Origin of the sequence: Clostridium chromiireducens (genome assembly GCF_002029255.1) — a bacterium.
In the GTDB taxonomy this organism is placed as follows: Bacteria; Bacillota; Clostridia; order Clostridiales; family Clostridiaceae; genus Clostridium; species Clostridium chromiireducens.
On record NZ_MZGT01000010.1, the window covers coordinates 1 to 18,006 of the forward strand.

Genomic DNA, 18,006 nt, shown 5'->3' on the forward strand with positions numbered 1-18,006 from the left:
CTAATAAAACGATATGATAAACAAAGAAAAAATTATATAAAATATTAAACTATCCTTAATTTATCTTGACATAGAATGATCTATCAACTAAAATATTGAGAAAGAGAAAATTTAAAAGTTAAGATGCACTTTAACTTGGTCCTGTGAGGCCAAAAAGGGAACACGACTATGATATTTGGAAGCGTTGAAAAATTTCATAGCTTATTTTTTGAATTCAAATATTTGTAAGGTATATCACAGGATAGTGAAGAGCGTAGTTTTTACTGCAGTCTCTTTATTATCCTTTTGTTTTATATAAACAAAAATTTATAAGGTGTAGTTTTAGCAAAAATATATTTGTAGGAGGCTTGAGCATGAAGGCAAAGCTTATATTAGAAAATGGCATGGTTTTTGAAGGGAAGGCTTTTGGATACCTGAAGGAAAGTGTTGGAGAAGTAGTATTTACAACTGGTATGACAGGTTATCAAGAAGTACTTACAGATCCATCTTATTACGGACAAATAGTAACTATGACTTACCCTTTAATAGGTAATTACGGAATCAATCTTGAAGATATGGAATCAGATTCAATAAAAGTAAGGGGCTTTATTGTAAGAGAAAAGTGTAATATGCCTAGTAACTTTAGATGTGAATTAGAACTTGAAGATTTCTTAAAACAAGGAAAGGTTATTGGGTTAGAAGGAATAGATACAAGAGCTTTAACTAAAGTATTAAGAAATAGTGGTACTATGAGAGGAATTATTACACTCGAAGATGTTGATGATGAATATGTTAAAGAAAAAGTTGCGGGCTTTTCTACTAAGGAAGCTGTAAGAACTGTTACTACAGAAAAATCTTATACTGTTGAAGGCACAGGAAAGCATATCGCAGTTATGGATTTTGGTATAAAGACTAATATAATAAGGAACTTTAAAAAGAGAGGATGCAAGTTAACTGTATTCCCAGCCACAACTACAGCTGAAGAAGTTTTAAATGTTAATCCAGATTTAGTATTCTTATCTAATGGTCCTGGGGATCCAGAAGATTTAGATTTTGCTATAGAAAATATTAAAAAATTAGTTGGAAAGAAACCAATAACTGGTATTTGCTTAGGTCATCAATTATTAGGTTTAGCGCTAGGTGGTAAAACTACTAAATTAAAATTTGGGCACAGAGGATGTAATCATCCTGTTAAGGATTTGGAAGCTAACATTGTGCATATAACTTCTCAAAACCACGGTTATGTAGTAGAAAAGTTACCAGATGATATGGAAATTACTCACGTTAATATAAATGATGGAACTGTAGAAGGAATGAAGCACAAGACTTTACCAATATATTCAGTTCAATTCCATCCAGAAGCATCAGCAGGTCCAAAAGACAGTGAATACATATTTGATAAATTCTTAGAATATGCACTATAGGAGGGGTAAGTAAAATGCCATTAAATAAAGATATAAAAAAAGTTTTAGTTATAGGATCGGGTCCTATAGTCATAGGTCAAGCGGCAGAGTTTGACTACTCAGGAACTCAAGCTTGTGAAGCGTTAAAATCAGAAGGAATAGAAGTTGTACTTGTGAATTCAAATCCTGCGACAATAATGACAGATAAGGAAGTAGCGGATAAAGTTTATTTAGAGCCGTTAACATTAGAGTTTGTTGAGAAAGTTATTGCTAAAGAAAGACCAGATAGTTTACTTGCAGGAATGGGTGGTCAAACAGGACTTAACCTGGCTGTAGAATTACATGATTCTGGTACTTTAGAAAAATATAACGTAAAAGTAATTGGAACATCTATTGCATCTATTAAAGAAGGTGAAGATAGAGAATTATTCAGAAATATGATGAATAAAATTGGGGAACCAGTTATAAAGAGCGAAATTGTAACCAGTTTAGAAGAAGGTATGGATTTTGCAAATAAAATTGGATATCCAGTTATAGTTAGACCAGCGTATACTTTAGGTGGATCTGGCGGCGGTATTGCTAATGATGAAGAAGAACTTGAAACTATATTAAGATTAGGACTTCAATTAAGTACAATAGGTCAAGTTTTACTTGAAAAGAGCGTTAAGGGATGGAAAGAAGTAGAATACGAAGTAATGAGGGACTCTTATGGAAACTGCATTACTGTATGTAACATGGAAAACATAGATCCTGTTGGTATACATACTGGTGATAGTATAGTAGTTGCACCATCACAAACTCTTTCAGATAAAGAATATCAAATGCTTAGAACAGCATCAATAAATATAATTAATGCAGTTGGAATTGAAGGTGGATGTAATGTACAATTTTCATTAAATCCAAATTCCTTTGAATATGCAGTTATAGAAATTAATCCTAGAGTATCAAGAAGTTCAGCTTTAGCATCAAAGGCAACAGGGTATCCTATTGCAAAGCTTGCAGCTAAAATAGCACTTGGATATGGATTAGATGAAATAAAAAATGCAGTAACTCAAAAGACTTATGCATGTTTTGAACCAACACTTGATTATGTTGTTGTTAAGATACCAAAATGGCCTTTTGATAAATTCTTTGGCGCTGATAGACAATTGGGAACTAAAATGATGGCTACAGGAGAAATTATGGCTATCGGAGCTAATTTTGAGCAAGCGTTTTTAAAAGGTATTAGAAGTTTAGAAATAGGAAAATATTCTTTAGACCATAAGAAATTTAAGGAATATAGTATTGCAGATTTAAAAGATATAGTAATGAAACCAGACGATGAAAGAATATTTGCGCTATCTGAGATGATAAGAAGAGACTATATGATAGATAGAATAAACAAAATTACAGGTATTGATATGTTCTTTTTAGAAAAGATCAAATGGATAGTTGAAGAAGAACAAAGATTAAAACTTAGTAAAATAGAAGATTTAGATAAAGAATGGTTACACAACTTAAAGAAAAAAGGATTTTCAGATAAAGCTATTGCAGATATGTTGAAGGTTAGCCCAGATGACATTTATAGATTAAGAGATATATGGAATATAAAACCTTCGTATAAAATGGTTGATACTTGTGGAGGAGAATTTGAAGCATTATCACCTTACTATTACTCAACATATGAGCAATATGATGAAGTTGAGGTATCAGACAATAAAAAGGTTATAGTTATAGGTTCAGGTCCAATAAGAATAGGTCAAGGAATTGAATTTGACTATGCGTCAGTACACTGCGTAAAAGCATTAAAGAAACTTGGAATTGAAACTATTATAGTTAATAATAACCCAGAAACAGTAAGTACTGACTTTGATGTATCAGATAAATTATACTTTGAACCATTAACTGAAGAAGATGTTTTAAATATAATAGAAAAAGAAAAGCCAGATGGTGTAATACTTCAATTTGGAGGTCAAACAGCTATTAAGCTTGCAAACTTCTTGAAAGAACAAAATATTGTAACACTTGGAACTACAGCTGATCAAATAGATATGGCTGAAGACAGAGAAAAGTTTGATGATTTATTAGAGAGATTAGGAATAACAAGACCAAAGGGTAAGGGAATATGGTCTTTAGAAGAAGGATTAGAAGAAGCTAGAAGATTAAAGTTCCCAGTACTTGTTAGACCTTCATATGTAATTGGAGGTCAAGGAATGGAGATAACTCATGATGAAGAAGAGTTATCATACTATTTAGAGAATGCTTTTGCTAAAGACAGTAAGAATCCAATACTTATAGATAAATATCTAATGGGTAGAGAAATAGAAGTAGATGCTATATCAGATGGAGAAGATATTTTAATACCAGGTATCATGGAGCACTTAGAAAGAGCTGGAGTTCATTCAGGGGATAGTGTAACTATGTACCCAAGCCAAAATATTTCTGACAACATTAAAGCTGATGTATTAGAATATACTAGAAAGTTAGCTCTAGAAATTGGAATAAAGGGTATGATAAATATTCAATTCATAGAATTTGAAGGAGAATTATATGTAATTGAAGTTAATCCAAGAGCATCAAGAACAGTACCATATATAAGTAAGGTAAGTGGAGTTCCAATAGTAGATTTAGCAACACGAGTAATGCTTGGTGCTAAATTAAAGGATTTGGGATATGGAGTAGATGTATATAAAGAGCCTAAATTAGTTTCAGTTAAAGTACCTGTATTCTCAACTCAAAAATTACCTAATGTTGAAGTAAGCTTAGGGCCTGAAATGAGATCTACAGGAGAAGTTTTGGGAGTTGGTAGAAATCTAAAGGAAGCACTTTATAAAGGATTTGTTGGGGCGTATATGTACCCTTCAAAGGAAAAGGGAAAAATACTTGCTACAATTAACAAGCATGATAAGGCAGAATTCTTACCAATAGCAAAAGATTTAGCATCAGTAGGATATAAATTTATTGCAACATCGGGAACTTGTGAGTTATTAAGGGAAGCAGGTATAGAAGCTGAAGAAATTAGAAAAATAGATGAAGAAGAACCAAATATTTTAGATATAGTTAAGAATAGAGAAGTGGACCTGGTTGTAAATACCCCAACTAAGGGAAATGACTCAAAAAGAGACGGATTCTTAATAAGAAGAGCAGCTGTTGAGAGAAACTTAGGAGTAATTACTGCATTAGATACATTAAGAGCTATTGCGGATGTAGAACTTGAGAAGTTTGATGAAAGTAAAGATTTAGAAGTATTTAATATAGCAGAATAAGAAACATAAATGGACCTCTAAGGACTTAAGATTAATATATCTAGTCTTTAGAGGTTTTTTGTAAAAAAATGTTGTTTAGATAGAATTGTTGACAAATGAACATATGTTCTATATAATACAATTAATGAACATATGTTTGGTTAGGAGATGTGTATTGTGAGTGAAATAGGAAATTTTTTTGTTAAAGTTAATTGTAAGAATGTTGATAATATTAGAAGTTTAATAATAGATAGACAAGGGAATTTTATGAGTCAACAAGAGAAGTATATAATGTGTGCAGGAAAGTATGACAAAAATGGATGGACATTAGTTTTTAGAGCTAGAAGCTATAAAGAAGCAGAAGAATTAGCAAATTTGAATCCATTTGAACATAAGAAACAAAGAATTAATTAAAGTAATATTTAACAAGCACTATTTATAAGTGTTGTAAAAGTATGATATATAATATTATTTTCAAATAAATATTAATAGATAGAAAAACAAGCTACAAATATAATAAATCGGCAGCTTATTTTATACTTCATATTTTATATTAGATATAACTACTGAAAGGTTGTCCACTAAATTAATCTTAGAGCCAACTTTATTTGGTAGATTACTTTTAAGTATTTTTACAACTGGTCTTAATGGAAAGTTCGGAAGAGTTTCTTCAACTACCCCTATGTCGCCATTACTCAAACTTACAATTGTGCCTTGAGGAAAAGGAATAACAATTTTGCAAAATACACTAATCATATCATAATCAAATAGTGTTCCTGCATTAGACATTAAATATTCTAGTGCATCACTTGGGCACATAGCTCTTTTATATGGCCTATCAGATGTTAATGCATCATATACATCCGCAATACTAACAATTCTAGCCAAGTAGCTAATTTCTTTACCATTTATACCATTAGGATAACCTAATCCATCAAATCTTTCGTGATGTTGTAAAACTATTAATTTAATATGAGCACTTAAAGTAAAAAATCTATTTAGAAAATTATATCCATATCTTGAATGATTTTTTATTATATCAAATTCTTCTGGCGTTAATTTTCCAGGTTTTTGAAGAACCTCTCGTGGGATGAATGACTTTCCAATATCATGAATTAGCGCACCAATACAAAGATAAGTTAAATTTCTTTTCGAAAGATTTAAACTAATTCCAAGTATAAGTGATATAACAGCAACGTTAACACAATGGGAATAAGTGTAGTTATCCATGCTTTTTATATCAACTAATGAAAGAAGTACATTTTTATTTGACAAAACATTTTCTAATAATTCATCTGCTATTTTATTAATTGAGTTAAAGTATTTTTTCTCTTGCTTTGAATACTCTTTGATACTACGTTGCTCAAATTTATGAACCGAAGCTATCCTTTCTATATCGGAAAAAGTTTCCTTAATAACAGATATAGATTTTTGCCTTAATTCTGGTTTTATTATATCTTCAATTTCAGCAGTACTGTAGTCATCAACTATATAAAGTGAAAATATTTTATATTCTTTAACTTTTTTTAATATAGCATCAGTCAATACAACTCCAGCTTTAAGCAAGCATCGCCCATCAGAAGTATATATATTTTTACCCAATAAAGAACTTTCTCTAACACATTCAATAGGAATTAAACGCATAATTATATACCTCGCTGCAATAATAATAACAATTATATCATAAAAATTGTGTAAAATTATAGTATAATAATGAAAAAAATGCTAAGGTATAGGATTTTAATATAATTAGCAAAAGAATTAAATCTAATATATAAATGAATACTACAATCGCTAGACATCAGGTAGATAAAGTAATAAAATATTTATTATGATAAGTTTTTAGATTTAACTGATTAAATTTATAATTTCTTAAGTAATAAAAGCAAACTATGTGTTGTTCAGTTTTGTCTATATTTTCGTAAATATTTATTATAAAATGAGCATGTTTTAAATATAGTTATATCATTTTACATGCCTAATTTTAGAGAAAGATGGAGTGAGGGCACTTTGTATATTAATAATAATCCAATAGGATTTTTTGACTCAGGGGTCGGTGGATTAAGTGTAATGAAAGAAGCTATTTTCGTCATGCCCAATGAAAATTATATATATTTTGGAGATTCAAAAAATGCTCCTTATGGAACTAAGGAGTTGGATGAAGTTAAAGATCTTACTTTGAAAGCGGTAGATTTTTTATTAAATAAAGAAGTTAAGGCAATTGTAGTGGCTTGTAATACTGCGACTAGTGCAGCTATTGAATTAGTTAGAAGTCAATATAAGCATATTCCAATAATAGGAATAGAGCCGGCATTAAAGCCGGCAGTAAAGCTTAATAGAAAAGGTAATATAATAATAATGGCAACGCCCATGACGTTAAGAGAAAAGAAATTTAAATCATTAATGGAGAGATATAAAAGTGAAGCGAGTATAATATCTTTACCTTGCGCTGGACTTGTAGAGTTTATAGAGCGAGGAATTCTAGAAGGTAAAGAATTAGAAAATTATTTAAAAGAAAAGTTTAAAATATATCTGGAAGATGATATAAGTGCAATAGTTTTAGGATGCACACATTATCCTTTTATTAAAAAGGCTTTAGCTAGCGTTGTTGGAGAAAATGTGCCTCTTATTGATGGGGGAAAGGGTACCGCTCAAGAATTAAAAAGAAAACTTTTAGAAAAGGATCTATTAAATGATTCAAAGTCAAAAGGAGAGGTAATGATCTATAATTCTATAAATGATAATAATATTATAGATTTCTGTTATAATCTAATTAATATATAAATATAATTTAGATTTATAAATGCACATGAGTTATGAATTTAATTTTATATTTTAGATAATAATACTATTTAAGATTGATTTCGAGAGGAGAAATTATTAAGATGAAGAATCCAATTATTACAATGACTATGGAAAATGGTGGAGTTATTAAAGCAGAATTATATCCTGAAATAGTACCAAATACGGTAAATAATTTTATAGATTTAATTAATAGAGGATTTTATGATGGATTAATTTTTCATAGAGTTATTCCAAACTTTATGATTCAAGGGGGATGCCCAGAAGGTAGCGGTATGGGTGGTCCAGGATATTCTATAAAGGGAGAATTCACAAGTAATGGATTTAAGAATACTTTAAAACATTCAAGAGGTGTACTATCAATGGCTAGAGCAATGAATCCAAATTCAGCAGGTAGCCAATTCTTTATAATGGTAGCAGATTCGCCACATTTAGATGGGCAATATGCATCATTTGGTAAGGTTATTGAAGGAATGGAAGTAGCAGATAAAATTGTTGCTCAAAAGACTGATAGGTCAGATAGACCATATGAAGATCAAGTTATTAAAAGTGTTACAGTTGATATGCAAGGCGAAGAAATGAAGGCACCTGAAATAATAGAAGATTAAAAGACATATTAATTTAAGTTATAAAAATGAAAAGAGGTGTCATAAATGGCTACAAATAATAAGTGTATATTAGCATATGGGTTAGATCAAGAACAAATTGATAAAATTAAAGGACAGAATATTAAAGTCATAGAAGTAAATAATAAGATGGCTTTAATGAAAATAGAAGATATAATTAATGGGAATACCAATGATAATTCTTATGATGAATTGCCATTAAATGAGAAGGCACTTATTTTTAATGGATTTAAAGACGAACAATTAAAAGTTACTATTCGATACATCAGAGGGTTTGTTCAAGGTGGAGTATTAGCTATATCTACACCACAAAACTATAGATGGACATTTAGCTATTTATTAGAACATTTGATTGAAGAAAGAGAATGGTTTAAAGAACAACAAAAGGGGAGAAAGTAAAAGTGAGTCGTGTAGGAGAAAATATTAAGCAGGCTAGAGAAAAAAGTGGTATGACAGTTAAAGCTCTAGCAAAGAAGCTAGGTGTAGCGGAAAAATATTTGAATGAAGTTGAAATGGGAAGAAAAGTCGCACCAGAATCGTTCATTGATAAAGCAGCTAAGGTTTTAAAAGCTGATTTAAATGATATCAGCATGGTGGTTACTGATGAAGCTTTAATGGAAGAAAAAAAGACTTTAAAGGAACTTCCAAAAAGAAATGTAGAAAGTTCAGAAGTGTGGACAGATGCCTTTTCATCAGTACTTAGAAGTGTTCCTATATATGATTACTCTTTATCTAATAAAAAAGGATCAAAAGAAATGCCTGTTCATTCAAATAAGATAGATAATTACCCACAAGACAAAGTCTTCTATTTAGAAATAGAAGATGATGAAATGAACGGTTTTAGAATGTTAAAGGGAGATATTGCTTTTGCTCATAGTGTAAAGGAAGTAAGCAACAATGGTTTTTTCTTAGTTGACTATAAGGGGAAGAGGAAAATACGACAAGTAAAAGTTCTAGGAAATGCCAAGTTGCTTTTGGTAAGTAATGCAGGAAGTTTGATCACTGAAACTATGGAATTAAAAGAAATAGACGTAATTGCAAAATTAGAAAGAGTTGAAATCAAACTATAACTAAATAATGAAAAGAGTATAACTGGATCTTCCAGTTATGCTCTTTTTTATTACATAAGAATATTTTATGAGTAATATAATTTAAAGATAGAATTATTTGGGATGTGATTATGATAGTGGCATTAGAAAGGCAATTACCCTCAAAGGTAGATGCATCAATAGGATTATTAACTAATGTACCAAAAGCAATACTAGATGAGTTAGGCTATAAATATCAAAGTCAAGGTAACAACATAGAACTTACAATTCTGTATAGAGGTAATGAAGAGGAAACAAGAGCATTCGTTGAAGGAATAGGTGGGAGTTTTCAAGACTTGGGGTTTAACTTTGCAGTAGTTATTATACCTGCTAATATGCTAGAGCAATTGGCAGCTAGTACTACAATTCAATATATAGAATTACCTAAAAGTCTATACGAGCAAGATCAAGAAAGTAATAGAGTATCATGTATACCTCAATTATCTCCTGATTTTAATGTTTCAGGTGAAGGTGTATTAGTTGGATTTGTTGATTCAGGAATAGATTATACTCATCCGGCATTTATGAATACACAAGGAACTACTAGAATAGAGTATATTTATGATTTGAGCACTGGAGGTCAGGTTTATAACAAACAAACCATTAATGAGGCAATAAATTCTTCTAATCCATTTTCAATAGTTCCTTCACTTGATAATACAGGGCATGGAACGCACGTAGCAGGTATTGCATGTGGTGGAGGAAATATTAACCCAATGTACAAAGGTGTAGCACCTACTGCGTCAATAGCGATGGTTAAAGCTGCAAGAGGAACCACAATTTTAAGTTCACAGATAATGCAAGGTATTAAATTTTTGTTAGATAAGAGTAAGGAACTAAATATGCCTTTAGTTATTAGTATTAGCTTAAGTACAAACGATGGAGCTCATGATGGAAGCAGCTTACTTGAACAGTATATTAGAACAGTTTCAAATTTAGAGCGGGTATCTATAACTATTGCAGCTGGGAATGAGGGAGATGCCGGGCATCATGTTGGAGGAGAATTACTTAAAACACAAAGGAAAATTTTCAATATAGCAAGTGAAGAAAAGTCCATAGTTATGAATTTATATAAACCAATTCTGTCAAATATGTCAATGACGATAACAAATCCAACAAGCCAAAGTAGTGGAAATATTACTATACAAGAGGGATATATCCAAGGAGCAATAGGAAGTGATAGGTACGATATATATGTATCAGGTCCAAAACCTTTTGAGTTGAATAGTGAAATAAAAATAATACTTTCAGCGAGAACTAATTTTCTAGCTCAGGGAGTATGGGCTTTGGAATTAAATGTTATAAATGAATATTTGGGAACATATTCAATATGGCTTCCAGTATTAGAAGGTCTTAATCCAGCAACAAGATTTTTAGAACCAAATCAATTTAATACGCTGGGGATACCTGCTACAGTGGATAATATAATTGCAGTAGGAAGTTATAACTATCGAACTAATAACTTATCATCGTTCAGTGGAAGAGGAGCACAAAATCAGGGGAATTTAGTGAGACCGGATTTGGCTGCTCCTGGAGAGGAGATAGTTGGGCCAGTGCCAAATGGAGGATATGATAGTAAAACGGGTACATCCATGGCCACACCTCAAGTTGCAGGAATATGTGCACTAATGATGCAGTGGGGGATTATCCGAGGAAATGATCCTTATTTATTTGGACAAAGGTTAAAGTACTATTTAATAAAGGGGGCGCAAAGAAGACGCATAGATGTAACATATCCTAACCCTTTGTGGGGGTATGGAGAAGTATGCGCATTTAATAGTTTAAAACTACTTCAAAATGATTTAAGTTCCATTTTAACTAGGAGATATATATCTAATAAAGATATACCAGTAATAAATATCAACCTAAGTAAATATAATATTCTGAGAAAAAATATAAAGAGGAAGTTTATGGAGAGTACAAGTAGTGGAAGTTCTACACAAAATATTGGTAGATTAAAAATTCAATGTTTCAGAGGATCTGATTATATTCCAATTGATGGTGCTAGAATAACTGTAAGAGGAGGAGAAGGCTCTGATAATGTAAATAGTGTTCAGCTAGTTACAGATACTGTTGGCTTGACACAAATAATAGAATTAAATGCACCACCTTTAGAATATTCTCTAAATCCGAACAGTAACCAGATGCCTTATAGCCTATATGATATAACAGTTGAAAGAGATGGGTTTAATCCGATTATAATACGCGGATGTCAGGTATTTCCTACACAAGTTGCTTATCAGATATGTAATTTAACAAGTAACTCAGGAAGGGGAAGTATGCGGCAAGAAGTTATAAATATACAACCAAATAGGTTAAATGGTAATTTTCCACCTAAGATACCAGAGGATCCAGAGAAACCATTACCAGCACCAACTTCAGGGGTCGTATTGCCTCAGCCTATAGTTCCAGAGTATATTATTGTACACCAAGGAGGACCTGATGATCCATCAGCACCAAATTACAAAGTTCCATTTAAAGATTATGTAAAAAATGTTGCTTCTAGTGAAATATATTCAACATGGAATGAATCTGCTATAAGAGCAAATATTTTTTGCATTGTATCATTTACATTAAATAGAATTTATACTGAATGGTATAGGGGAAAAGGAAAGAATTTTGATATTACTAGCTCAACAGCCTATGATCATGCATTTAATTTCGGAAGAAATATTTACGACAGTATAAGTGAAATCGTAGATGAAATATTCTCTACTTATATAAGACGAGTTGGAGCTAAGCAGCCACTTTTATCACAATATTGTGATGGTAAGAATGTTACTTGTCCGCAGTGGTTAAGTCAATGGGGAAGCCAGAAATTAGCACAACAAGGTATGGTACCTTTTGAAATACTAAGAAATTATTATGGAAGTGATATTGAATTAACTACAGCTGAAAAGGTTTCTGGAAGTCCTCAATCATATCCAGGAAAACCACTTACTATAGGATCTTCAGGCCAACCTGTAAGAACAATACAAAATCAATTGAATAGAATAGCTAGAAACTACCCTTTAATACCTAAAGTAGCCGAAGATGGGCAGTTCAACCAAAAGACTGCAGATGCAGTAAAAACATTTCAACAGATATTTACATTACCACAAACAGGTATAGTTGATTATGCAACATGGTACAGAATTTCAGATATTTATGTTGGAGTAAGTAGAATAGCGGAGCTTAGAGGAACATTAGGAATGCGTGAGTTTATTCCACCAGTTATACCAGGATTAGATAATAAAAGAGGAATACCAAAATTTTATTACTAATTTGATTTTATCTAATTTTGAATGTGAAATACTTTTGGTATATGAAGCAAATAAGGTTAATAGGGATGTATTTGTAAGAGGTTTGATTTATTATTATCACAAATACATCCCTGTATATTTAATGCAATTGAAAATACATCTATTTTTTTACACCATCTAAATTAAATTCAGGAATAAAGTCAGATGTATTAGTACCTTCGTCTTGAATAAAACCATTTTTAATTCCAAGTTCCAAAGCGTAATTAATTAAGCTGTCATAATGTTTGGAATTAAGTGGCCTATTAATCTCTGGAAAGTTGTGAGCTTTAAACATAGGAATGTATTGGTTCATTAAACTTATATAAATATCATCCTTATACCTATTATATAAAAAATCTATAATCTTCTTTGAATCAAAAAGAAGTCCTGGTAACATTAAGTGTCTTACAATAACTCCTTTGATCATATTTCCCTTTGAATCAAATTTAGGTATTCCAACTTGACTAACCATTTCACTTATTATTTGTATTGTATTGTCAGCATAATTATCAACATTAGAATATTTTTTAGCATATTTATCATTGAAGTACTTAAAATCTGGTAAATAAACATCAATATATCCATCTAATAATTTTATAGTCTCAATGGAATCATAACTATTAGTATTATATAAGATTGGTATAATTAATCCATTTTTCTTTGCAATTTTTAATGAGTCAATTATTTGAGGAACAAAGTGAGTTGGAGTAACCAAATTAATATTATTAGCACCTTTTTCTTGAAGCTCTAAGAATATTTCTGAAAGACGATCTATAGATACTTCAATTCCAGTAACTAATGGATTGGAATTTGGAGGTTGAATATCTAAATTACATTCTATACCTTGACTTATGTTGTAATTCTGACAAAATACACACTTAAGGTTACAATGAGAAAAGAATACAGTACCAGAACCTTTTCCTTGTGATATAGGAGGTTCTTCCCAAAGGTGCAGAGAGGCTCTGGCAATTTTTACTTTATTTGATGCTCTGCAAAATCCTATTTCACTATTATTTCTATTAACTTTGCAATTTCTAGAACAGAGAGTACACTCGTCTAATAAGCTTAAATAATTCATTTGTATCAATCCTTCTGATGGTAATTAAACTTTATATTAATAAAGTATATCATATTTATTTTTCTTCAGGCATATTAGAAAGTTCTTTTTTATGTTTGAAAAAGAAAAATATGCATTGAAATATAAATATTAAGCTTAATAACCCGAACATTGGATATAACTTAGTTATTAGGTTTCCAAATCCAAATTGAGAAATTACAAGGGCAATACCAATTACTATGAATATAGCCTTTTTAAATTTGATATTAAATGAGCGTTCTATAGTTTTACTAATTGAATATATATCTGATACTTCAGTTGAAAACATCTCTAGCCAAATAATTACAAGTAGCAGAGCTTGAATTATATTACCAAATCTATTTGCTACAAAAAGTAATGGAATTTCATATTTATATATATAAGGCTGATTAACTGTTAGTAATAAATTAATCATTAAGCAAAGTATAGTAAGACCAATTGAACCAACTATAATTCCCATAATCATGGTTCTAGTTTTTTTCATTTGTGTACTAAGTGGAACTAAAACACCGGATGCCGAAAGTGTATTGTATCCTGCATATAATATTGTTGAAAATAAGATTCCAGATTTCCTAGGTGGGAAACTAGATATATTATTAAGTGAAACAGAATCCTTACAAAATGTAAAATATAAAACTGTAATTAAAGAAAGAGTGCAAACTAATCCAGGTACAATGAATGAGTTTACTTCAATCAGGCCTTCTGTATCCCTAAGTAAAAAAAAGATACCAACTAAAATCATTATTAATGAACCAATTATTTTTGGAATTCCAAAGAATTGGTGAATTAAAGCCCCACTTCCAGCAAGTATTATTGAGGCACTAGAGATTAAGAATAAGGTAGTTATTACTCCAGTAAACTTACCAAATATATTTGGACTTATTATATTCATAACGTCACTATATGAACTAAGGTTGTAATGAATACTTATTTTCGAGATTATTGAACTCATCAAAATATAAAATATACCACAACCTATGATACCTAAAAAGCTAGATAGTCCATATTGAGTGAAAAATTCTGTGATTTCTTTTCCAGAGGCAAGTCCAGCACCAACAATCGTTCCAATAAATACAGTGGCAACTTGAAATACCTTCAATAATTCCTTTTTCAAATTTATCCCCCTTGAAGAATGTTTCTTTTACTAATTATATAAGCTTTACTTTTGATTTATTCTTTAAATGTTACAATATTTAAAGAAAGTATATTAAAAAGACATAGGTATTTTTTTAGGTTACAATTTATAAGTAACATTCATAATGTACATTTATTAATTTAAAATGTAGAATTAATAAAGAATAAAAATTTAGTTACATAAATTAACAAAGATAAAATTAATATATAAAAAGTGTTGTAGTAAATAAAATGACTTCACATAATACTAGGAGGAAACATGAATAATTTTTGGTCAGGAAAGAGATATCATAGTTTAAACTATTTTTTAAGAAACAAATTTGGAGAAAAAGTATTCAAAATATCATTAGACGGAGGCTTTTCTTGCCCTAATAGAGACGGAAAGATTAGTAAGGGTGGTTGTCTTTTTTGTAGTGAAAGAGGTTCTGGAGATTATGCAGGCGATAGAGAAGTATCAATAGCAAATCAATTTGATGATATAAAAAAAATGATGGCACAGAAGTGGAAAGGTGGGAAGTACATAGCTTACTTCCAGGCTTACACTAATACATACGCACCTGTTAGTGAATTAAGAAGAAAATATGAAGAGTCACTGAATCAAGAGGGGGTTGTAGCAATTGCAATAGCTACAAGGCCAGATTGTCTAGATGACGACGTATTAGACTTATTAGAAGATATAAATGGTAAGGTTTATCTTTGGATAGAACTTGGTCTTCAAACATGCAACGATGAAACTGCAAAGAAAATAAATAGAGGTTATAGATTAGACGTTTTTGAGAATGCAATGAAGAAACTAAAAGAAAGAAATATAGATGTAGTTGTACATGATATTTTGGGATTACCAGGTGAAACCAAAGATGATATGATAAAAACAATAAATTATATTGCTCATTCAGGCGCTAAGGGGATCAAATTTCATCTTTTACATTTAATGAAGCAAACACCTATGGTGAAGTTATATGATGTTGGTGAGCTTGAATTTTTGTCCCAAGAGGATTATATTGAGCTAATAACAAAAGGAATAACTCTTTTGCCAAAAGAGATGGTTGTGCATAGACTGACAGGAGATGCACCGAGAGAACTTTTAATTGGTCCAATGTGGAGTCTAAAAAAGTGGGAGATTTTAAATTCCATAGATAAAGCTTTAGAAGATAATGATATGTGGCAGGGAAAGAACTTTAAATGAGAAATTTTAGAGATCAAATACTGTTAATAGGTATTTAAAAATAAAGGAGGGATTCAACAATGAAGATAGATGTTATAATATCCGCTGAGGACATACATGATAGTAAAATTAAAAATAAGATAGTTGTTGTAATAGATATATTTAGGGCAACTTCTGTAATTATTACAGCACTGAATAATGGATGCAAGGAAGTTATTCCTTATTTAACTATTGAAGAGACATTAGAATTTGCTAAGAAATTAAATAGAGAAGATTATGTGCTAGGGGGAGAAAGAAAAGCAGTTAAAATAGAAGGTTTTGATCTATCTAACTCTCCACTAGAATATACTAAAGAATTAATAAGAAATAAAACAGTTTTATTTACCACAACAAATGGAACTAGGACTCTTGCAAAATCAGTTTCAGCAAAAAAGGTATTTATAGCAGCTATGATAAATGCAGAATCTGTAGCAAAGAAGCTGATTAACATTAATGAGGATGTAGTAATCATCAATGCAGGGACGAATGGGAATTTTTCAATGGATGATTTTATTTGCAGCGGATATATAATTAATGAAATGTTAAAATATAATAAGAGTATGGAACTTACAGATATATCAAAAACAGCAAATATAATATATAAGGAAAATTCCGATATTTTAAGTTATGTGAGAAAAGCAACACACTATACTGTGATGAAGTCTTTAAAGTTAGATTCTGATATCGAATATTGCGTTAGAAAAAGTATTATAGAGATAGTGCCAGAATATGATGGGGAGAGAATTACTTATACAAAATAAGATAGCTAATAAAATAAATTATTAAATAGATGTAGTTATTGAGAGTATGTATAAATAACCTTTAATATGAGAAGAACACATACAAGTCATAAATAAAAAGTATGTGTTCTTCTTTACTTAATTTTAGAACTTGATTTTTATAAATAATCAAATTAATTTAATAGTTATCGTCTTTATGTTTTTTTAACAGTTCATATATTCGAGGAGAGCAATTTCTCCCTTTACAAGCACCGCTGCCTGCTCCAGTAGCGGCCTGAACTTCTTTTACTGTTGAAGCACCATTTCTAATTGCTTCTTTAATTTTAGATCTAGGAATTGCCTTACAAGTGCAAGTTTTTGTTAATTTATCTAAAATAGCTTCATTCAAATTATTATCCATATTAATTCTCCTAAAATACATTATTAAAGTTAAAGAAAATATTCTTTAACTCAATTATACAGTTTAGATAAAAAGTTTAAAGAAAATTATTTAAGAAAGTAATATTATTGATTTTATTTTAATATACTAATTATTTAATTATATGTAATAGAAGCTTTTAATATGCTTATTTAAAATTGAAGGCTATAGATTTTGCTATTTAGAATTTTGAAAACTGCAAAACATGAGGAGATTAAGCTATTATTAAGAAAATTATTATATAATTGAAATAAAATTAGAGGATAATGGAGAAGTTAGTTCATCTACTAACTGATATATGATTATTAAACTAGAGGTGATGATAATGGTAAATGTGTTGCTCGTTGAAGATAACATAGAAATAAGTAAAAATATAGAGGAATATTTTAAAGGAGAGGTAGAAATTCAGGCTGTTTATAATGGCTCAGATGCAATTGAATATCTGGGAGCATATGATTATGATATTGTAATTTTAGATCTTATGTTACCAGAAGTAAGTGGAATGGGTGTTTTAAAGCACATCTCTAAAAATTGTTTAAATACTGGAGTGATCATATTAACAGCTAAGGAAGAGCTTGGAGATAAACTTAAGGCTTTTAATTTGGGGGCTAATGATTATCTAACTAAGCCGTTCTTTATGGAAGAATTAAAAGCTCGTATTAATTCAATTTTAAAAAGCATGGGAAAAGTTAAAAAGCCTAATATCCTTGAATTTAAGAACATGGAAATAGATATGAAGGTAAAAAAAGTGTTTATAAATAACAAAGAGCTAGAATTAAATGAGAAATTATACAGACTTATTGAGTATATGGTAATAAATAAAGGTGTATTATTATTTAAGGAACAAATATTTGATAATGTGTGTGGATACAATAGTGATGCAGCAACTGAAATTATCGAGGTCTATATAAGTAGGTTAAGAAAACAACTATCCGCATTCGGGTATGGTAAGTATCTTATAACTAAGAGAGGGATGGGATATTTACTAGACGAAAGTATAGAGGATTAAAA

General features: G+C 30.3%; 15 protein-coding genes. 11 read left to right on the forward strand and 4 right to left on the reverse strand.

Annotated elements, in window-relative coordinates; all coding sequences use genetic code 11:
* Nucleotides 1–353: 353 nt before the first annotated feature.
* From carA to CLCHR_RS04690, 3 genes are all read left to right on the forward strand, one after another.
* Nucleotides 354–1,403, forward strand: coding sequence for a glutamine-hydrolyzing carbamoyl-phosphate synthase small subunit (gene carA / locus CLCHR_RS04680; protein ID WP_079438533.1), 1,050 nt, complete (start codon nucleotides 354–356; stop codon nucleotides 1,401–1,403).
* A 14-nt stretch (nucleotides 1,404–1,417) separates the two neighbouring features.
* Nucleotides 1,418–4,627: a carbamoyl-phosphate synthase large subunit gene (gene carB / locus CLCHR_RS04685; RefSeq protein ID WP_079438534.1), complete on the forward strand. Its 3,210-nt coding sequence runs from the start codon at nucleotides 1,418–1,420 to the stop codon at nucleotides 4,625–4,627.
* A 156-nt stretch (nucleotides 4,628–4,783) separates the two neighbouring features.
* Entirely contained in the window at nucleotides 4,784–5,020 is a 237-nt protein-coding gene (locus CLCHR_RS04690; protein WP_079438535.1) for a hypothetical protein, read from the forward strand.
* Nucleotides 5,021–5,140: 120 nt separating this feature from the next.
* Here CLCHR_RS04690 and CLCHR_RS04695 read toward each other — a convergent pair whose 3' ends face one another.
* Entirely contained in the window at nucleotides 5,141–6,250 is a 1,110-nt protein-coding gene (locus CLCHR_RS04695; RefSeq protein WP_079438536.1) for an HD-GYP domain-containing protein, read from the reverse strand.
* 330 nt (nucleotides 6,251–6,580) lie between these two features.
* On the opposite strand from CLCHR_RS04695, the gene murI reads away from it, so the two are divergent.
* The 5 genes from murI to CLCHR_RS04720 all read left to right on the forward strand — a co-directional run bounded on the left by murI (nucleotide 6,581) and on the right by CLCHR_RS04720 (nucleotide 12,385).
* Nucleotides 6,581–7,390 (forward strand): glutamate racemase, encoded by an 810-nt coding sequence (gene murI / locus CLCHR_RS04700; protein ID WP_079438537.1) that lies wholly within the window; start codon nucleotides 6,581–6,583, stop codon nucleotides 7,388–7,390.
* A 101-nt stretch (nucleotides 7,391–7,491) separates the two neighbouring features.
* Nucleotides 7,492–8,016 (forward strand): peptidylprolyl isomerase, encoded by a 525-nt coding sequence (locus tag CLCHR_RS04705; protein ID WP_079438538.1) that lies wholly within the window; start codon nucleotides 7,492–7,494, stop codon nucleotides 8,014–8,016.
* Between the two features lie 45 nt (nucleotides 8,017–8,061).
* A complete protein-coding gene (locus CLCHR_RS04710) occupies nucleotides 8,062–8,433 on the forward strand; it encodes a DUF3783 domain-containing protein (RefSeq protein ID WP_079438539.1) in 372 nt (123 codons plus the stop codon).
* Between the two features lie 2 nt (nucleotides 8,434–8,435).
* The gene (locus CLCHR_RS04715; protein WP_079438540.1) at nucleotides 8,436–9,104 is read left to right on the forward strand and encodes a helix-turn-helix domain-containing protein; all 669 of its coding nucleotides are present in this window, start codon (nucleotides 8,436–8,438) and stop codon (nucleotides 9,102–9,104) included.
* Between the two features lie 110 nt (nucleotides 9,105–9,214).
* Nucleotides 9,215–12,385, forward strand: coding sequence for a S8 family serine peptidase (locus tag CLCHR_RS04720; RefSeq protein ID WP_079438541.1), 3,171 nt, complete (start codon nucleotides 9,215–9,217; stop codon nucleotides 12,383–12,385).
* 139 nt (nucleotides 12,386–12,524) lie between these two features.
* Here the strand turns inward: CLCHR_RS04720 and CLCHR_RS04725 are convergent, their stop codons facing one another.
* Both CLCHR_RS04725 and CLCHR_RS04730 read right to left on the reverse strand, forming a co-directional pair.
* A complete protein-coding gene (locus CLCHR_RS04725) occupies nucleotides 12,525–13,481 on the reverse strand; it encodes a radical SAM protein (protein WP_079438542.1) in 957 nt (318 codons plus the stop codon).
* 55 nt (nucleotides 13,482–13,536) lie between these two features.
* Nucleotides 13,537–14,613 (reverse strand): YkvI family membrane protein, encoded by a 1,077-nt coding sequence (locus tag CLCHR_RS04730; protein ID WP_079438543.1) that lies wholly within the window; start codon nucleotides 14,611–14,613, stop codon nucleotides 13,537–13,539.
* 279 nt (nucleotides 14,614–14,892) lie between these two features.
* On the opposite strand from CLCHR_RS04730, the gene mnmL reads away from it, so the two are divergent.
* Both mnmL and CLCHR_RS04740 read left to right on the forward strand, forming a co-directional pair.
* Nucleotides 14,893–15,819 (forward strand): tRNA modification radical SAM protein MnmL/YtqA, encoded by a 927-nt coding sequence (gene mnmL / locus CLCHR_RS04735; protein ID WP_079438544.1) that lies wholly within the window; start codon nucleotides 14,893–14,895, stop codon nucleotides 15,817–15,819.
* Nucleotides 15,820–15,878: 59 nt separating this feature from the next.
* The gene (locus CLCHR_RS04740; RefSeq protein WP_079438545.1) at nucleotides 15,879–16,598 is read left to right on the forward strand and encodes a 2-phosphosulfolactate phosphatase family protein; all 720 of its coding nucleotides are present in this window, start codon (nucleotides 15,879–15,881) and stop codon (nucleotides 16,596–16,598) included.
* 157 nt (nucleotides 16,599–16,755) lie between these two features.
* Here CLCHR_RS04740 and CLCHR_RS04745 read toward each other — a convergent pair whose 3' ends face one another.
* On the reverse strand, nucleotides 16,756–16,977 hold the full coding sequence (locus tag CLCHR_RS04745; protein ID WP_079438546.1) for a (2Fe-2S)-binding protein: 222 nt from the start codon (nucleotides 16,975–16,977) through the stop codon (nucleotides 16,756–16,758).
* A 343-nt stretch (nucleotides 16,978–17,320) separates the two neighbouring features.
* On the opposite strand from CLCHR_RS04745, the gene CLCHR_RS04750 reads away from it, so the two are divergent.
* Nucleotides 17,321–18,004 carry a response regulator transcription factor gene (locus CLCHR_RS04750; RefSeq protein ID WP_079438547.1) on the forward strand — a complete coding sequence of 228 codons (684 nt, stop codon included), beginning with the start codon at nucleotides 17,321–17,323 and terminating at the stop codon, nucleotides 18,002–18,004.
* Nucleotides 18,005–18,006: the final 2 nt, after the last annotated feature.